The sequence below is a fragment of the Pseudomonas sp. UBA5666 genome (assembly GCF_002420785.1).
Lineage (GTDB): Bacteria > Pseudomonadota > Gammaproteobacteria > Pseudomonadales > Pseudomonadaceae > Aquipseudomonas > Aquipseudomonas fulva.
The window spans coordinates 1-15,591 of sequence record NZ_DIIQ01000017.1 but is presented as its reverse complement, the minus strand read 5'-3'; the positions used below and the strand labels follow the sequence as shown (position 1 = coordinate 15,591).

The following is a 15,591-nucleotide window of genomic DNA, read 5'->3' as shown; positions in this document are numbered from 1 at the left end:
TTTACTCATCCACACGGACTTCACGGAACATGCCCATTTCCATGTGGAGCAACAGGTGGCAGTGATAGGCCCAACGCCCCAACGCATCGGCGGTCACCCGATAGCTGCGCTTGGAACCTGGCGGCATGTCGATGGTGTGTTTACGCACCAGGAAATTGCCGTTCGCATCCTCCAGATCACTCCACATGCCATGAAGATGGATCGGGTGAGTCATCATGGTGTCGTTGACCAGCGTGATGCGAACACGCTCGCCGTACTTGAGGCGCAGAGGCTCGGCGTCAGAGAACTTGATTCCATCGAAGGACCAGGAGAATTTCTCCATATGCCCGGTGAGGTGCAGCTCGATGGTGCGACTTGGCTCACGCCCGTCCGGATCAGGGAAGGTGCTGCGCAGGTCAGAGTAAGTCAGGACGCGCCGGCCGTTATCACGCAGGCCGATACCTGGGTCGTCCAGCTTGTGCGTCGGCGTCATGGTCTGCATGTCGACCAAAGGATTGTTGGTCTCTGAGGCCGGGTGTGCCTGCATGTTGCCAGCCATGCCAGCCATGCCAGCCATGCCAGCCATGTTTGAATGATCCATTCCGGCCATCTGGCTGTGATCCATACCAGCCATGCCACCCTGCATGCTGCCATGATCCATTCCCGCCATATTGCCCTGATCCATCCCGGCCATGTTCCCGTGATCCATACCGCCCATGCTGCCGTGATCCATACCCATGTCGCCCATGGCAATCAGCGGACGCGGGTCGGGGCTGGGTACTGGTGCACTCAACCCCTCCTGTACAGCAAGGGTGCCGCGCGCATAGCCAGTGCGATCCATGGATTGTGCAAACACGGTATACGCCTGTTCGCTGTCTGGTTCGACGATCACGTCGTAGGTCTCGGCCACGGCGATACGGAACTCGTCGACGCTGACCGGTTTGACGTGCAGACCATCGGCCGCAACCACAGTCATCTTCAGGCCCGGGATGCGCACATCGAAATAGGTCATCGCCGAGGCGTTGATGAAGCGCAGGCGGATCTTTTCGCCTGGTTTGAATATGCCGGTCCAGTTGCCATTGGGTGCCTGGCCATTCATCAGGTAGGTGTAGGTGTAGCCACTGACGTCAGCGAGATCCGTCGGGCTCATCTTCATCTCGGCCCACATCTTGCGATCGGCTACGGCGGCGGACCAACCCATCTCGCTTACGTCATCGATGAAGTCACCAACGGTGCGTTTGTGCTGGTTGTAGTAGTCCGACTGTTTCTTGAGCTTGGCCAGTACCCGCGTTGGATTTTCATCCGTCCAGTCGCTCAGCAACACGACGTAATCACGGTCGTAACTGAAGGGCTCGGGCTCCTTGGCATCGATGACCAGCGCACCGTATACGCCGACCTGCTCCTGGAGCCCAGAATGGCTGTGATACCAGTAGGTGCCGTTCTGGTTGACCTTGAACTTGTACTCATACATGCCATCAGGGGCGATGCCATGGAAGCTCAGGCCAGGAACACCATCCATGTTCGCCGGCAGGATGATGCCGTGCCAATGGATGGAGGTGTCCTCCTTGAGGCGGTTGCGCACGCGCAATGTGACGGTATCGCCTTCGCGCCAACGAAGAATCGGCCCAGGGAGCGAGCCGTTGATGGTCATGGCCGTGCGCGCTGCGCCGGTGATGTTCACCGGGGTTTCACCGATGAATAGGTCGAATTCGTTACCAGTCAGTACGTTGGGCTGGCCGGGGCTGTTCACCGCCCAGACCGGCGTGCGCCACAGGCCAAGTCCGCCGATAATACCGGTGGCTGTCAGGCCTTTGACGAAGGTGCGCCTTGTGGTTTTGCTTTGCATGCCGTTTTGTCCAATCCGTCAAATGAGCCGGTGATGGTGTGCCCGGTCTCGGGTTCATGGCTGCTTCAATGTCGGGGATTTACCCCTCAACTTTCCACGTCGGTGCATTGCACAATGCCTTACCGACGATGAGCAGTATGAAACTGCCATATCCCAACCATCCGGGTGATTACATTTCTGTAAGGTAGATGACTTCAGCAGTTGGTGTGCTCTGCTTGCTCGGTTGGACTGCTGGCTACAGGAGCCTCAACTTTCTGCTGCTGGGCCACCCGGTAGGCCTCCAGAGACGTCTGGCGTGCCTGCTCCATGCGCGCGAAGGTTCGGTCAGCACCACCTTCAGCCATTGCCAAGCTGGAGATGCTCAGAGCAGTAACTACAAACAGAGCTTTGATCGATTTCATTTTGGGTATTCCTCGTAAGTTAAGTGGTCCCTGCAGCTGCAGAGGCCGAGCTTTAGGCTCGATGTCACGTTAACTAAGAGGGCCTGTCAGCAACCTGAGCCGAACATTACAGTTCTGTCAGGTTGCTATTTCTTTCTTGTAGCCCATCCAGAAGGCTCGGTACTGTCTTTCATGCCCTCATAAAGCCTTGCGAATTTCTTGGGAGGGCATGCACGGCAGCGATGCCTAAGCTACTCAGGGTCATTCGCACCCGCGGATAAGACCACCAACAATTAAGAGAGATTGTCACTATGTCGAATAAATCCAACGTCGCTACCGGTGCCGCTCTGGCTCTCGTGGCCGCCAGCCTGTTTGCTACCCTGCCTGTCCAGGCCGCCCAGGACACCAAAGCAGCTGAAGTGAAGTGCTTCGGCGTCAACGGTTGCAAGGGCCAGAACGACTGCATGACCGCCAAAAATGCCTGCAAAGGCCAGGGAGAATGTAAAGGCCAGGGTTTCAAGCTGATGACTCAGGCCAAGTGCGATGAGGCCGGTGGTAAGACCAGCGAATAATGCCGTTGCGGGGAGTGCCTGCCACTCCCCTGCTGGAGTCTTGAATGAGTAAGCACAAAACACTGGGGTTCGGTCTTGGCCTTCGCAGTGAGTATTACCAGCAGATTCTTGAACAGCGACCTGCGGTCGACTGGTTTGAGATCATTTCCGAGAATTACCTGGTGGGCGGTGGCAAGGCCCTCTACTTTCTCGATGCGATTGGCGAGCAATACCCGTTGGTGATGCACGGAGTATCGCTGTCGATCGGCGGTTCACATAACCTGGACATGGGCTACCTACGACAGCTCAAGCAACTGGCGGACCGGATACAGCCCCAGTGGGTTTCCGACCACTTGTGCTGGAGTCGCGGCAACGCCCATCAACTCCACGACCTGCTGCCGCTGCCATTTACCCAAGAAAGCCTGCTGCATGTCGCCGCGCGGGTGCGTCTAGTGCAGGATGTTCTGGAACGTCCCATTGTGCTGGAGAACGTTTCTTCTTACGTGCAGTGGAAGACGTCCAGCATGAGCGAATCGCAGTTTCTCTCGGAACTGAGTTTCCTGACCGGTTGCGAATTGCTCCTTGACGTGAACAACGTCTACGTCAGCGCACGAAATCAGGATTTCGACCCATGGCAGTTCATCTTGGAATTGCCGCACGAGCGGATTCGTCAAATTCACCTGGCCGGGCATAGCGATTACGGGCAATACCTCATCGACACCCACGACCAGCCCATCGCTGACCCGGTTTGGGCGCTCTACAGCAAGACTTTGAGCTACTTGGGTCCAACGTCGACGTTGATCGAGCGGGATGATCATTTTCCACCGTTCGAGGATCTGTTATCCGAGTTGGAGCATGCCCGAGCTATCGCCAATGGCGTGATATCGAGGGCAACCCTTTGAGCCTAAGCGCCTTACAGACTGCATTTGAAACTTACCTGACAGATGGTGCCCTGCCCTCCAACGAGCTTTTGGAGCAAGTCCGGGGTTGCACTGCGCTGAGTGCCCTCGAAGGCCTGCGGATCTACCATAACGCCTATCGCTCGCGCCTGCTGGCGGTGCTGCGCGAGGATTTCCCGGCGCTGCAGCAATGGCTGGGAGAAGAGTCGTTCGAGCAACTCGCACTGGCCTATATCGCCGCCTGGCCACCGCGGCATTTCAGCATTCGCTGGCTGGGTGAAAAGCTGCCCGAGTTCATTCGCAGCTACATTGCGGAACCTCAACTTTCACCGATGCGCGAACTCGCGGAGCTGGAGTGGGCTTTTACACTGGCTTTCGATGCTCAGGATGTCGAAGCGCTTTCACTGCAGGCCATCAGTGAGTTTTCGGCTGAAGACTGGGTTTCATTCAGGGTTTCCCTGACTCCATCTGCCAGATGGCTGCGATTGCAGTACAACACCCTGGCGCTGTGGAAGGCTGCCAAGTCTGGGGATCTGCTTCCCGTTGCCACCCAACCAGCCGGGAATCGAGACTGTCTGGTCTGGCGTCATAACCTCGTATGCCATTACCGAAGCCTGGAGCCAGAAGAGGCGTCAGCATTGCGGTTTTTCGTCGAGGGTGGATCGTTCGCCGAACTCTGCGAGTCATTGAGCGCAACACATGGAGAGCAAGCCCCCCTGCAGGCCGCAACTTGGTTGAAATTGTGGGTCAACGAAGGTTTGCTAAAGCTCAGGGCAACTATTCACGAATGACCCGGAACCTATAGGCTAGCGGCTTCTCTTTGGCCACTCCCGAGCGCGTCTATGACACACCGCATCATTCATTTCAAACAGCAAGCCTTGCTGGACCCAGAGACTTACCAGGCGATGCTGGCCGACGGCGTCGGTCATTGGGAGGCGCTTGTAGGAAAAGTCGTCGGAATAGAAGACGAGAAAAGCCACGAGTTCGCCGCATTGAAAATGCCTGTTCAAGCGAAAGCGCTACTCCTATGACACGCTGGAAATGCGCGAGCCAGGCGATCACTCAAACTGGCTTCGCGGCCGAGATGGGGATGAAGGTATTACTAACGAGGTCACCAGTATTCACGGGCTGAAAGAGCTCTCAGAACTGGAGATTTAGTCGGTCGGCGGCCAGCGCTCAAGCGCTGACCTGGGCCGCATAACCAAGCTCCTGGATCAGCTCGCGGATCGATTCGGCACTTTCTGTGCTCTCTACAGTGACCTTGCCGGCTGCCCGATCCACCTCTACGCGTGCGTCCTGATCCAGCGTCTGGATGGCCTTCGTGATTTTGCTGACACAACTGCCACAACCCATACCCGAAACATTCAGGCTGAACATCTCTCTCACCTCATTTCGTCCGCGGCTCAAGTTACCGCACAGACAGCATCGACCTTGACACGATGGCAAGGTCAAGTGCGCAAACGCAACAATAAGGCTCAGCCGTTGTTCACAGGCATCAGGATGGGGTTCGATGAACACACCACTACGTGCCTTGCGCCCCTCGTCAGGGCGACATACAGATTCTGAGCGGTCATAAGTTCAGGATGCAGAACAACCGAGACATCGGCCTCGAGCCCCTTGAGAAGTAATGTGCTGCCTACCGAGCGTCTTGCGATGGAGCGGGCAAGGTGTCGATTGCGTTCTCGCGCTTGAATGGCTGCACTCAGAAAGTCGGCTGTACCTCCCGCCACAGCTTGCATAGCGGACCGGCAGCAGTGCAGAACTTCCGGTCGGTACACCCGTGCCCCCGGCTGTTCGGCGAGGGCGTTGAGCACAAGGAGTGCTCGCTGCGGTGTTGGCTCCCCGACGAATGCGACGGCCTCGGCCTCGGCCGGGGTCGGTGGCGTTCGGGCACGTCCTGTGCGCAGAGACTCCACACGCGTTCGCAGGTTTGCTGCACCTACCCCCGTCATCACGCTTGAAGCAAATTCCGCAAGTTGTGCCAGAGCATTGGCACCCTGCAGGTTAAAGTTCCTGGCGAAGTTGACGAGGTCCCTTAGGTCGACGGCTTCGACGGCCATGGCGCCGGGTGTCTGGCTCGTGAGCTGATGGCGACCTTGCACGTTGATGGAGTCCCCGATGATGAGGACGCTGCCCCGAGCGTTGGGTGACTCGGTTCTAGCGGCCACCAGCCGCTGCTGGACTTCGGTCCCGGCGTTGAGCTGCACCCAGCGCACTTCTGCCGGAGCCGTGCGCAGATCCACCGGCTGGCCAACTTGAAGTTGCTGCCGTATGGCGAGTAGCCACTGCCCAAGGTTCTCAGCTCCGGCCAGCCGCCAGCGCCAGGGTATCCTCAGCTCTCCTGCCGCGGGGAACAGGGGCTGCACCTCATTCGCCCAATGCACCAGTCGATTGCCACGAAAGTCGAAGATGGCTTGCATTGGGTCACCGAGCACGCAGGTCGGTAGCACCTGGGCCAAACCTGACACGATGGCGTGCTGGACGACGTTGCAGTCCTGGTATTCGTCGACAAGCAAGCGCGCGTAAGTGGCACGGAGAGGCTGAGCAAGGTGGCCTGCCTGCAGTAACAGCATGGCGGCGTGCCGAATTGCAGGGTAGTCGGTGTTGGGCTGGTGGAGCTGTAAGATCTGTGGGTTATGGCCGCTTCGCGCTGGGAACTTAGCGATGAGGCGCATCGAGAATCCATCAATGGTGGAGACTCGATATGCGGAGTTAGGAACGCCGGCTCGTCTCAGGCGTGCCCGTAAGGCCGCAACGCCTGCGTTCGTGTGCGTTAGTACGAGTATGGGTTTGCTCTGCCTATGCGCGATGAGCGTCTCGGCAATCAATTGCGTTTTTCCACAACCTGCGGGGGCTGTTATGGAGCCACGCTCGATAGCGAAAAGATCGATCTCAAGGGGCACTTGTAAACGTCCAGAGCTGATTCGTGACTGCCATGAAGCCCTGGTCGGCGTTCTGTAGAGACGGGCCGACGATGTCCCTTGCAACCTCCTGATAGGTTGTCAACGACTTGAACCACCCGCTGTTGCGGATACGAGATGCAGCTCCCAAAAGCTCTCGCGTCGCGGGCAAGTAGCCCTGAATAAGTCTTTCAGCTTTGATGTCATGTAGTGTCATACGTCCTTGGGACTTCGTCTGGATGTGCGCATTCATCAGCTCTGCACCCACTATTGTTTCGGCTTTCGCCAGAAGTGCATCGAGTGCTTGGTCACTGAGATGGCGGAAGATCTCGTCCTCCAGAGTGAGACCTGGTCGCCATGTCAGAATTTGTCCGCCTGCGGCCAAGAATGCTTCAGGTAGCCCTGCGGTCGAAGGTTTGTCGGCGTCTACAAAAACCATCACGCGATAGCCTAGGTTCTGAAGTGCCGTTCCGCGGATAAGACTGTTATCGGGACTTCCCCCGCCGCGTCCACATAAGCGCCACCATGAGCCAGGAATGAGGTAGCGCCAAGGCTGCCCCACCATTGGTCAAGGCCACGCGCGAAGCCAACCTCGCTGGCACCCTCGCAAACGATAATGGATTTGGCGAGGAATGCCTCTGGGTCCTTCCGAAGGGTACTTTGTACTTCGTTGGCCTCCCCTGCCGCCATAACGCTGTGGCGTTGAGGCCCAGACCGAACAACGAATAACTGGCTGCCGGACAATTCGCGCAGCGCGACCGGTGAGTGAGTCGTCATGAAGACCTGCAGCGGAGCGGCAGCGTCCTTTGCGCCCAGGGAGTCCAGGAATCGCATGAGCCGATGAGGTTCAAGCCCATATTCCACCTCATCGACAAGAGCAATTGGCGCGGCGCTAGCTGCAGCTCTTTGCAACCCTGCCACTAGCAATCGCGACGAGCCCGTGCCAAGGGAGCGAAGGGGAATGCCTGTGTCGCTGTGCAGCGCGATCGCACCCTCGCCAATCGACACAGAATGTGCGTCAAGGAGTGCTTGTGGCATCGCTCCAACCGAAACCCCAAGATGCTGAGCCGTGCGTTGCACCACCTCAAGCGTCTGAGTTAGATGTCCGACGGCTTGATTGCCAAAGTTCGCTCTTGCTTGCCTCGCGGCGCGCGCAAGTTCGGCACCTAGCTCTGCACGCTCGTCAGTAAGTCGATTGAGCACTGAGCCACGACTCCACGACAAGTTCGAACTCGCAAAGCTGCCGATACGGGCGGGTGCTAGTGCCGCTCGTTCCTTCCAGGGAAGAGTGCGTTCGAGTTGCTGCTGCTCCGCACGCTCAGAAAAAAGTGTCCAGGTAGGTTCCAAATCGGCACCAACTTGCAGAAGCAAGGTGATAACGGTCTCCAGCCCCGCTCGCGGTTCGTCTTCGACTTCTCCCGTTCCTGGATTGAATCCACGCAAGAACTCGCCGTAAACATCGATATCCATCAGCGATACCGGCAAATCGCCAAGCGTCACACTGATGGTGATGGGTGTTTCGACGTTCAGAGCGAAGAAGTCCATGTCGCCGAACGTGCCGCCCCGGCGGGCACCGACGCAAAGGTCAATCGCATCTAGAATGCTGGACTTTCCACTATCGCCAGGACCTATGAGGCAGTTAATTCCTGGGGCCGGCACCCAGTCGAGCGCCTGGATAGATCGGAAGTTGCTGATAATCAGTCTGCGAATGCGGGCCACGGAGAGTCCTCATGGGTTAACGACGACCAGTCTCCTACCCGCAGCGGCAACAGTCCATCGAACGTCACCTCGTCACTATGTGTTGCGACAGATAGGTCGGACCGGAAACTACCGTACGGCATTTTCCGGTCAGATGCGCTTCTGAATAATCACCTGGTCGGTGGTATGGAAGCCTATCCGATGTCCGTTGATTTCAACCTCAGAGCATTGAAGACCACCGACGCCGAGCTGACACTCATCGCCAGCGCAGCAATCAAGGGCGACAGAAGATGCCCCGTCAGCGGGTACAGCAGCCCCGCTGCTAGCGGGATTCCCATCGCGTTGTAGAGGAACGCAAAGGCGAGGTTCTGCCTCATGTTTTTCACGGTTGCCACTGACAGGGTGCGCGCTCGCAGGATGCCCATCAGATCTCCCTTGACCAGCGTCACTTGGGCGCTGTTCATCGCCACATCGGTACCGGTGCCCATGGCGATACCTACGTCAGACCTGGCCAGGGCGGGCGCATCGTTGATGCCGTCACCCGCCATGGCGACACGACGGCCATAGCCCTGCAAATCGGCGACCAGTTTCTCCTTATCCTGCGGTTTGACCTCACCATGCACTTCCTCGATTCCGAGCTGCTTCGCCACGGCTCTTGCTGTGGTGAGGCCATCACCAGTGGCCATGATGACCTTTACGTCTTCGCTTTGAAGCTTGGAGACAGCCTGTTGAGAAGTAGGCTTGATCGGATCGGAAACGGCCAGGAGTCCCGCCAGGCGACCATCAACGGCCAAATAGATGATGCTGATGCCTTCCAGACGCAGTTGCTCGGCGCGATTGCGCAGCGGGGTAATATCGACGCCCGCCTCGTCCATCAGTGCGGTGTTGCCGAGCTGCAGCTGATGGCCATCGACCTGACCGCGCACGCCAATACCCGAGCCCGACTCGAAAGTGTCCGGTTTGACCAGTGCAATGCCTTGACCCCGCGCATGATCGACGATGGCATGAGCCAGCGGGTGCTCACTACCCTGGTCGAGACTGGCAGCCAGGCGCAGCACTTCATTGGAGTCGTAACCGCCTGTCCCTTCCGCACTATGGAATACGGGGCACCCCTCAGTCAGGGTTCCGGTCTTGTCGACGATGAGCGTGTCGATCTTGCATAGATTTTCGATGGCGCTGGCATCGCGGAACAACACACCGCTGCTAGCGGCCTTGCCAGTCGCAACCATGACGGACATCGGGGTTGCCAGACCCAGGGCGCAGGGACACGCAATGATCAGCACCGCCACCGCATTGATCAGGCCAAATACCCAGCCAGATTCCGGCCCGAACAGCCCCCAGCCGAAGAAGGTCAGAATCGCGATCAGGATCACCCCGACCACGAAATACCCCGCAACGGCATCGGCCATACGCTGCATGGGTGCCTTAGAGCGCTGGGCCTTGGCCACCATCAGCACGATCTGCGACAGCATGGTTTCGGCACCGACTTTCTGCGCCTCCATAACTAGGCTGCCGTGGGTGTTTAGGGTGGCACCGATAAGGGCATCCCCTGCCCGTTTGGTCACGGGTAACGGTTCTCCAGTAAGCATCGATTCGTCGACTGCGCTCTCACCCTCCAGCACAGTGCCATCTACAGGAACCTTCTCGCCTGGCCGGACACGCAGATGATCGCCCTGATGGACATGGGTTAGAGGAATGTCCTCTTCTACTCCATCGGGCATGATGCGCCGCGCTGTCTTTGGTGCCAGTCCCAGCAGCGATTTGATAGCTGCGGACGTCTGCGAGCGGGCCTTTAGTTCGAGCATTTGGCCCAACAGCGTGAGTGAGATAATCACCGCGGCTGCTTCAAAATAGACGCCGATACGTCCGTCCTGGACAAAGGCCGCCGGAAACCACTGCGGAACCAAGGTAGCGGCCACGCTGTAGAGGTAGGCAGCTGCAGTTCCCAATCCGATCAGCGTCCACATGTTGGGGCTGCGGTGCCGGATGGAGTCAATGCCGCGGGCGAAGAACACCCAGCCACCCCATAGCGTCACGGGCGTCGCCAGAGCCAGCTCGACCCAGTTCTGGGTCGTGCCATGAAACAGTTGCAAGGAATGGCCAGCCATCGCCAGCACGGTCACGATGACGGTCAGCGGTAGGGTCCACCAGAATCGCCGAGAGAAGTCCTTCAGCTCCGGGTTTTCCTCCTCTTCCAGCTCCGGGATGACAGGCTCCAGCGTCATGCCACAGATCGGGCAGTTGCCAGGGGTCGGTTGGCGAATCTCTGGATGCATCGGACAGGTATATGCGGCTCCTTCTGGTGCCGATATCGTAGGGTGACTCGTATGCTGATGTGCTTCATGAGACGAGTGGCCCATGTACGAGTGGGGATCAATTTGAAACTTCTGCAGGCATTTGGCACTGCAGAAGCGATAGGTCTTCCCTTCAACGCTCTCGCGGTATGGGCTATCAGATTTCACCTCCATGCCACACACCGGGTCGCGCTGGCTCTCGGAGTGGGCGTGCGAGTTATGTGAATGATCCTGGTCATGATGGCAGGAGGTCTTTTGCATGCGATCTATGTCCTTTCTTCGTCCTTGGAAACAGCGGTGCTGCTGGAGTGGGAGTGCCCGCCGTGATTGTGGCCAAACAGATGCATCAGCGGGCATAGCAGCAGGATGAGGTACGGCAGGGCCTGCGAAAGATGACCGTAATGCTCACGCGCTACATAGAAGATGCCGATTACGGCCAGCATGATCAGCGCAATGCCAATCTTGCTCTTCCAAAAAGGCGGCTCAGTGGTACTGGTGTGATGGGTATGGTCCACGACAATAGCCTCGTTTCAATGGCGGCCGGATCAGTATAGGTGTCTCAGACTGGACGGAGTTGGCGAGTATCAATAAACGTCAGCGTACGGTCACCTTACCGACCATTCCCGACTGATAATGTCCTGGAATATTGCAGGCGAACTCCAGTTCGGTGGCGGCGGAGAAGGTCCAGATCAACTCTTCGCGTGCTCCAGGTTCGACAAGAACACTGTTGGGGTCATCGTGTTCCATACCGACCATCTTCATGCCGCCCATGGCATGGCCCATATTGCTCATGTCATGTGCACCTGTAGGGGACAGCGTGCCGTTCTGAAACATCGCGGCCATCTCTTTCTGGTGCGCGGCATGAGATGCCGCTTTGCCAAGATTGAATTCGTGTAGCAGTGCACCGTCATTTTTCAGGACGAAGCGAACTGTCTCGCCTGCTTTGATCTCCATTGCTTTGGGTTCGAAGAAGATGTCCCCCATCCGGACTTCGATGGTGCGATCTACTGCCTGACCGTCTCCCGGTTGCCCAATACTGTCTTTCTTGTGGCCCGGGCTGGCCAGCGCATTGGCAGCACTGAGCAGCAAGCCAAGGGTGGTGATTATGAAAGCGGGTCTGAGTTTCATGGTGTGCCTCTGAGGTGTTGAGGAGGGATGAGTCCCGATGCTAATGAGGTGCAGCTGGCGGTACGCTGACGTGAAAACTACATCGCAGTAAGGTTCGTCAGATCGGTGCTACCCAGCCCGCTGCCAACGGGTAGCACCGATGCCGGACTAACGCAGAGCAAACTCACCGACCATCCCCGCCTGGTAATGCCCAGGCAATGTACAGGCGAAGCTCAAACTGCCCGCCTTAGGGAAGGTCCACACGAACTCTTTGGTTGTGCCGGGCTCGACGAGAACCGCGTTCGGGTCGTCATGCTTGGCTTTGATGACTTCCGGATAGCCTGGAGGGTTGGAGTCTCCCGTGCCATAACGCTCATGCCAGACAATGCGCTCGGCCATGCCGGTCGGGGTCAGTGTGCCGTCCTTGAACAAGGACGCCATCTTGCGCTGGTGCTCCAGCTGGGACGCTGCCTGCCCGATGTTGAACTCGTGCATCAACGCGCCCTCGTTCTTCAGAACGAAGCGCACGGTTTCACCTGGCTTCACATCGATCGTTTTCTGGCTGTAGTTGATGTCGTCCATCTTTACCAAGATGGTACGAGTCGCTGGCGTCGCCTGGGCCTGCTGCCCAATGCCATTGCTACTGTCGCTGGTCTCGGCAAATGCCGGAAAAGTGGTGCTGATGAACAGTGTGCTGATCAGCAGCTTAAGAGGGATGCGTTTCATGGTGAGACCTCGCTAGGTAGGCTGGAAATCTCATGCTATTCCCCGCTTCCTGCCAGGCCGCTGACCCCAAAACTACAATTGCGTCAGCTGGAAAAAAGCACGGCGCCATTGAGGCGCCGCTAGGCCAAAGGAGCAATCACGGAAGGCCTGGAAGATGGGGGAAACTCTTACTTATGGCACTCTTTGTCGGCCATCATCAGCTTGTGCTCGCGAATCATTTGACCCAGCACGTCGTCTACTAACTTGTCGTGTTTTTCCATCCAGGCCAAATGATCTTCGGCAGACATGCCTGGAGCAGGATGTTCATTGTGCAGCTGACTCATGAGGTCTTCGAGCATGTTCATGTGCTCCTTCATATGCACATGCCGCTCGCCGACTGGGGCCTTCTCTGCCTGGATCAGCACGGCTTCCGCTTTGTCGCGCATCTGCTGCATGCGCTCAAAGGTACGATCACCCCCCCCCTTCGGCCCAGACCATAGAAGAAAGCAGCAGCGAACCAACCAGAAGTAAAGGTTTCAGCGATTTCATGGGGCAGTCTCCATCAGTGCTAACTATGGCCGGCACCTCTGCTTTTGGTCTGTCGAGGGCCGAGAGCACAACCTAGTGCTCATGCTTGCACCCTAGACAAGCCACCCTGTCAGTGAGCTGAAGTCAGAATTACATTTTCGTAATCTTCTGGTTGGGGCCGCGGTTTGCCTGCAAACTCAGGCCACCCGACTTTTGGAGTCTGCACACATGAAACTACTGGTAGCTGAAGACGAACCCAAAACCGGTACGTACCTCCAGCAAGGTCTCACCGAGGCTGGGTTCAATGTCGACCGGGTTATGACCGGTACAGATGCCCTTCAGCATGCACTTAGCGAAGCCTATGACCTGCTAATTCTGGATGTAATGATGCCTGGGCTGGACGGTTGGGAAGTGCTGCGCATGTTGCGCGCAGCAGGAAAAGACGTCCCCGTACTGTTCTTGACGGCACGCGATGGTGTGGAGGACCGCGTTAAAGGGTTGGAGCTAGGTGCGGACGACTACCTAATCAAGCCATTTGCTTTCTCAGAGCTTCTGGCCAGGGTCAGAACGCTGTTGCGCAGAGGTAATGGTTCGCCGACGCAGACCACCATGAAAATTGCCGATCTGGAAGTCGATCTGATGAAGCGGCGTGCGATCCGTGGCGGGAAAAGAATTGACCTGACCGCGAAGGAGTTTTCACTGCTGGAACTGCTACTGCGCCGGCGCGGCGAGGTGCTCCCGAAGTCGCTGATTGCCTCTCAGGTTTGGGACATGAATTTCGACAGCGACACCAATGTCATTGAGGTTGCGGTACGCCGGCTACGCGCAAAAATCGATGACGATTTCGATCTCAAGCTGATTCATACCGCCCGCGGCATGGGATACATGATGGATGCGCCGGAGTGAATATGAAGCACCTTTCGCTGACAGCACGCATGAGCCTGATGTTCATGTCCGCGGTAATTGCAGTCCTGACGGTAGCAGGGCTGAGTTTCAATATGCTCAGCCAGCACCACTTCAAGATGCTGGATCGGCAGGCCCTGGTGGAGAAACTCGAATCCGCCAAACATATCCTCAACAATGCTCGCGGTGAAGCGAGCCTTTCGGAAGAATTACCGCAGTTGCGAGCCTTGCTGGGAGTCCATCAGGATCTGGCGGCCACTATCCTGGCCAGTGACGGTTCTGTACTGTTCTCCGACCCCAGAGCAGTCGAAGTACCAGAGCGTTTCAGACGTGAAAATGAGCAGAGCATGTGGGAGTGGCAGAACGGCCAACACATGTACCGCGGCATGACGGCGCAAATCTCGGTAGCCGATCAGGCTGAGCCGCTCACAGCTTTGCTGATTCTTGACGTCACCAATCACACACACTTTTTCGACACGCTGCAACGATGGTTCTGGATTGGATTGGTCATCAGTGCCCTGTTCAGTGCCGCGCTCGGCTGGGTGGTTGCTCGCAGCGGCCTTAGGCCTCTGCGGCAAGTCACTCATGTGGCCTCCGGGATGTCCGCTCGCTCGTTACAGGAACGAATCCCTCTCGAACCAGTGCCGCGGGAACTTCAGCAACTGGTTCTATCCTTCAATGCGATGTTGGCTCGGCTAGAGGATGCCTTCGTTAGGCTCTCCAATTTTTCGGCCGACATTGCCCACGAGCTACGCACGCCCGTTAGCAACCTGATGACCCACACCGAGGTCGTGCTGAGCAAGAAACGCGATATCAATGCCTATGAAGAGAATCTCTACTCCAACCTGGAGGACTTGAAGCGCATGTCTCGGATGATTGATGACATGCTTTTCTTGGCCAAGGCTGATAATGGCCTGATCATCCCCGAGCAGGCCAGGATCGAACTGGCTGACGTAGTCTTCAAGCTGTTTGACTACTACCACCTTCTGGCCGAAGAACATGGCATTGAACTATCGCTCACAGGCACAGGCCAAGTGCTGGGAGATCGGCTGATGCTTGATCGTGCACTTTCCAACTTGCTGTCCAATGCACTGCGCTACACGCCGGTGGGACATACAATTTCGGTTTTGATCCGCGAGACAGCGGACTCCACAACCTTCAGCATCGAGAACCCAGGGGACACAATTAGCTCAGAGCATTTAGAGAAGCTCTTCGACCGCTTTTACCGGGTCGACCCCGCTCGGCGGGAGGGAAGCCCGAGCAACGCCGGGCTCGGACTTGCCATCACCCGATCCATCATTGAGGCTCACAAAGGCCGCATCTGGTGCACCTCAGCCGCCGGCCTCACGGGCTTTCACATCGAATTGCCCCATTCCAGATGATGCCGATCTGGCGGTAAGTAGGCTACAGCTAAACCGCTAGCCCAACTTGACAGGGTGGGTGCAACTCGACTGAGCGCAGATTGCATTCGCCATCCAGATAGGTAACGAGCGGTGAGCTGACACCAGATCACCCCATTCGCTCTCGGGTAGTAGTTTATGAAGTTTGAAAACGGCATACCCCACGCTTGCCTCGCCAATCCAATCCAATGCTCGAATGGCTTCCCCCGCTCCAGTAGCGCCTAGAGCCATCAACCATCGAGGCGCATACCGAATCGACACGGTGGTCTTGCCTACCTGAAGCTCCCTAGAGCGTCCGTCGGTTAGAAAGACATAGCGAACTGGAACCTGTGTGCTCAGCCCTAATTTATTCGCGGCACGAGCCCCGTGGTCGACCAGCACTGTTGGCGCTGATGGAAAAT

15 protein-coding genes and 2 pseudogenes are annotated in these 15,591 nt (G+C 57.2%); 6 read left to right on the top strand and 11 right to left on the bottom strand.

Annotated features, from left to right (window positions below; all coding sequences use genetic code 11):
• Position 1: 1 nt before the first annotated feature.
• Together B2Y33_RS10530 and B2Y33_RS10525 are read right to left on the bottom strand one after the other, a co-directional pair.
• Complete coding sequence (locus B2Y33_RS10530; protein ID WP_206406106.1) at positions 2–1,825, bottom strand: copper resistance system multicopper oxidase; 1,824 nt, start codon at positions 1,823–1,825, stop codon at positions 2–4.
• A 194-nt stretch (positions 1,826–2,019) separates the two neighbouring features.
• Positions 2,020–2,226: a co-regulatory protein PtrA N-terminal domain-containing protein gene (locus tag B2Y33_RS10525; RefSeq protein ID WP_074937829.1), complete on the bottom strand. Its 207-nt coding sequence runs from the start codon at positions 2,224–2,226 to the stop codon at positions 2,020–2,022.
• Between the two features lie 290 nt (positions 2,227–2,516).
• Between B2Y33_RS10525 and B2Y33_RS10520 the strand changes: the two genes are divergently transcribed.
• Genes B2Y33_RS10520 through B2Y33_RS10505 form a run of 4 tightly spaced genes read left to right on the top strand, consistent with a single transcriptional unit; the run spans position 2,517 to position 4,686 of the window.
• Complete coding sequence (locus B2Y33_RS10520; RefSeq protein ID WP_004577564.1) at positions 2,517–2,777, top strand: membrane protein; 261 nt, start codon at positions 2,517–2,519, stop codon at positions 2,775–2,777.
• A 44-nt stretch (positions 2,778–2,821) separates the two neighbouring features.
• A complete protein-coding gene (locus tag B2Y33_RS10515; RefSeq protein WP_024616824.1) occupies positions 2,822–3,658 on the top strand; it encodes a DUF692 domain-containing protein in 837 nt (278 codons plus the stop codon).
• On the top strand, positions 3,655–4,446 hold the full coding sequence (locus B2Y33_RS10510) for a DNA-binding domain-containing protein (RefSeq protein ID WP_009394809.1): 792 nt from the start codon (positions 3,655–3,657) through the stop codon (positions 4,444–4,446). The genes B2Y33_RS10515 and B2Y33_RS10510 overlap by 4 nt, the downstream gene beginning before the upstream one ends.
• Before the next feature lie 51 nt (positions 4,447–4,497).
• Positions 4,498–4,686 carry a hypothetical protein gene (locus B2Y33_RS10505; RefSeq protein ID WP_181883471.1) on the top strand — a complete coding sequence of 63 codons (189 nt, stop codon included), beginning with the start codon at positions 4,498–4,500 and terminating at the stop codon, positions 4,684–4,686.
• A 145-nt stretch (positions 4,687–4,831) separates the two neighbouring features.
• Here B2Y33_RS10505 and B2Y33_RS10500 read toward each other — a convergent pair whose 3' ends face one another.
• From B2Y33_RS10500 to B2Y33_RS10465, 8 genes and pseudogenes are all read right to left on the bottom strand, one after another.
• Complete coding sequence (locus B2Y33_RS10500; protein WP_003139539.1) at positions 4,832–5,032, bottom strand: heavy-metal-associated domain-containing protein; 201 nt, start codon at positions 5,030–5,032, stop codon at positions 4,832–4,834.
• Between the two features lie 98 nt (positions 5,033–5,130).
• Positions 5,131–6,558: a UvrD-helicase domain-containing protein gene (locus B2Y33_RS10495; RefSeq protein WP_003139540.1), complete on the bottom strand. Its 1,428-nt coding sequence runs from the start codon at positions 6,556–6,558 to the stop codon at positions 5,131–5,133.
• Positions 6,548–8,274, bottom strand: a pseudogene (locus B2Y33_RS10490) (ATP-dependent nuclease). The gene B2Y33_RS10495 and the pseudogene B2Y33_RS10490 overlap by 11 nt, the downstream one beginning before the upstream one ends.
• Positions 8,275–8,447: 173 nt before the next feature.
• Positions 8,448–10,808 carry a heavy metal translocating P-type ATPase gene (locus tag B2Y33_RS10485; RefSeq protein WP_206406105.1) on the bottom strand — a complete coding sequence of 787 codons (2,361 nt, stop codon included), beginning with the start codon at positions 10,806–10,808 and terminating at the stop codon, positions 8,448–8,450.
• Positions 10,809–10,813: 5 nt separating this feature from the next.
• Positions 10,814–11,062 carry a DUF2933 domain-containing protein gene (locus B2Y33_RS10480; RefSeq protein ID WP_003246761.1) on the bottom strand — a complete coding sequence of 83 codons (249 nt, stop codon included), beginning with the start codon at positions 11,060–11,062 and terminating at the stop codon, positions 10,814–10,816.
• Between the two features lie 79 nt (positions 11,063–11,141).
• Complete coding sequence (locus B2Y33_RS10475) at positions 11,142–11,675, bottom strand: cupredoxin domain-containing protein (protein WP_003246762.1); 534 nt, start codon at positions 11,673–11,675, stop codon at positions 11,142–11,144.
• A gap of 147 nt (positions 11,676–11,822) precedes the next feature.
• Positions 11,823–12,380, bottom strand: coding sequence for a cupredoxin domain-containing protein (locus B2Y33_RS10470; RefSeq protein WP_024616818.1), 558 nt, complete (start codon positions 12,378–12,380; stop codon positions 11,823–11,825).
• Positions 12,381–12,547: 167 nt separating this feature from the next.
• Positions 12,548–12,908, bottom strand: a pseudogene (locus B2Y33_RS10465) (co-regulatory protein PtrA N-terminal domain-containing protein).
• A 207-nt stretch (positions 12,909–13,115) separates the two neighbouring features.
• Between B2Y33_RS10465 and B2Y33_RS10460 the strand changes: the two are divergent.
• On the top strand, positions 13,116–13,793 hold the full coding sequence (locus B2Y33_RS10460) for a heavy metal response regulator transcription factor (protein ID WP_004374688.1): 678 nt from the start codon (positions 13,116–13,118) through the stop codon (positions 13,791–13,793).
• Positions 13,794–13,795: 2 nt separating this feature from the next.
• Positions 13,796–15,172: a heavy metal sensor histidine kinase gene (locus B2Y33_RS10455; protein WP_206406104.1), complete on the top strand. Its 1,377-nt coding sequence runs from the start codon at positions 13,796–13,798 to the stop codon at positions 15,170–15,172.
• Between the two features lie 36 nt (positions 15,173–15,208).
• On the opposite strand, the gene B2Y33_RS10450 is transcribed toward B2Y33_RS10455, so the two are convergent.
• The gene (locus B2Y33_RS10450; RefSeq protein ID WP_288632913.1) at positions 15,209–15,571 is read right to left on the bottom strand and encodes a DUF6088 family protein; all 363 of its coding nucleotides are present in this window, start codon (positions 15,569–15,571) and stop codon (positions 15,209–15,211) included.
• Positions 15,572–15,591: the final 20 nt, after the last annotated feature.

Bases quoted from the DNA above. Each gene is read 5' to 3' on its own strand.
- B2Y33_RS10505 (WP_181883471.1), top strand. From the start codon at position 4,498: ATGACACACCGCATCATTCATTTCAAACAGCAAGCCTTGCTGGACCCA.
- B2Y33_RS10455 (WP_206406104.1), top strand. From the start codon at position 13,796: ATGAAGCACCTTTCGCTGACAGCACGCATGAGCCTGATGTTCATGTCC.
- B2Y33_RS10525 (WP_074937829.1), bottom strand. From the start codon at position 2,226: ATGAAATCGATCAAAGCTCTGTTTGTAGTTACTGCTCTGAGCATCTCC.
- B2Y33_RS10470 (WP_024616818.1), bottom strand. From the start codon at position 12,380: ATGAAACGCATCCCTCTTAAGCTGCTGATCAGCACACTGTTCATCAGC.
- B2Y33_RS10460 (WP_004374688.1), top strand. From the start codon at position 13,116: ATGAAACTACTGGTAGCTGAAGACGAACCCAAAACCGGTACGTACCTC.
- B2Y33_RS10515 (WP_024616824.1), top strand. From the start codon at position 2,822: ATGAGTAAGCACAAAACACTGGGGTTCGGTCTTGGCCTTCGCAGTGAG.
- B2Y33_RS10520 (WP_004577564.1), top strand. From the start codon at position 2,517: ATGTCGAATAAATCCAACGTCGCTACCGGTGCCGCTCTGGCTCTCGTG.
- B2Y33_RS10485 (WP_206406105.1), bottom strand. From the start codon at position 10,808: ATGCAAAAGACCTCCTGCCATCATGACCAGGATCATTCACATAACTCG.
- B2Y33_RS10475 (WP_003246762.1), bottom strand. From the start codon at position 11,675: ATGAAACTCAGACCCGCTTTCATAATCACCACCCTTGGCTTGCTGCTC.
- B2Y33_RS10530 (WP_206406106.1), bottom strand. From the start codon at position 1,825: ATGCAAAGCAAAACCACAAGGCGCACCTTCGTCAAAGGCCTGACAGCC.
- B2Y33_RS10500 (WP_003139539.1), bottom strand. From the start codon at position 5,032: ATGTTCAGCCTGAATGTTTCGGGTATGGGTTGTGGCAGTTGTGTCAGC.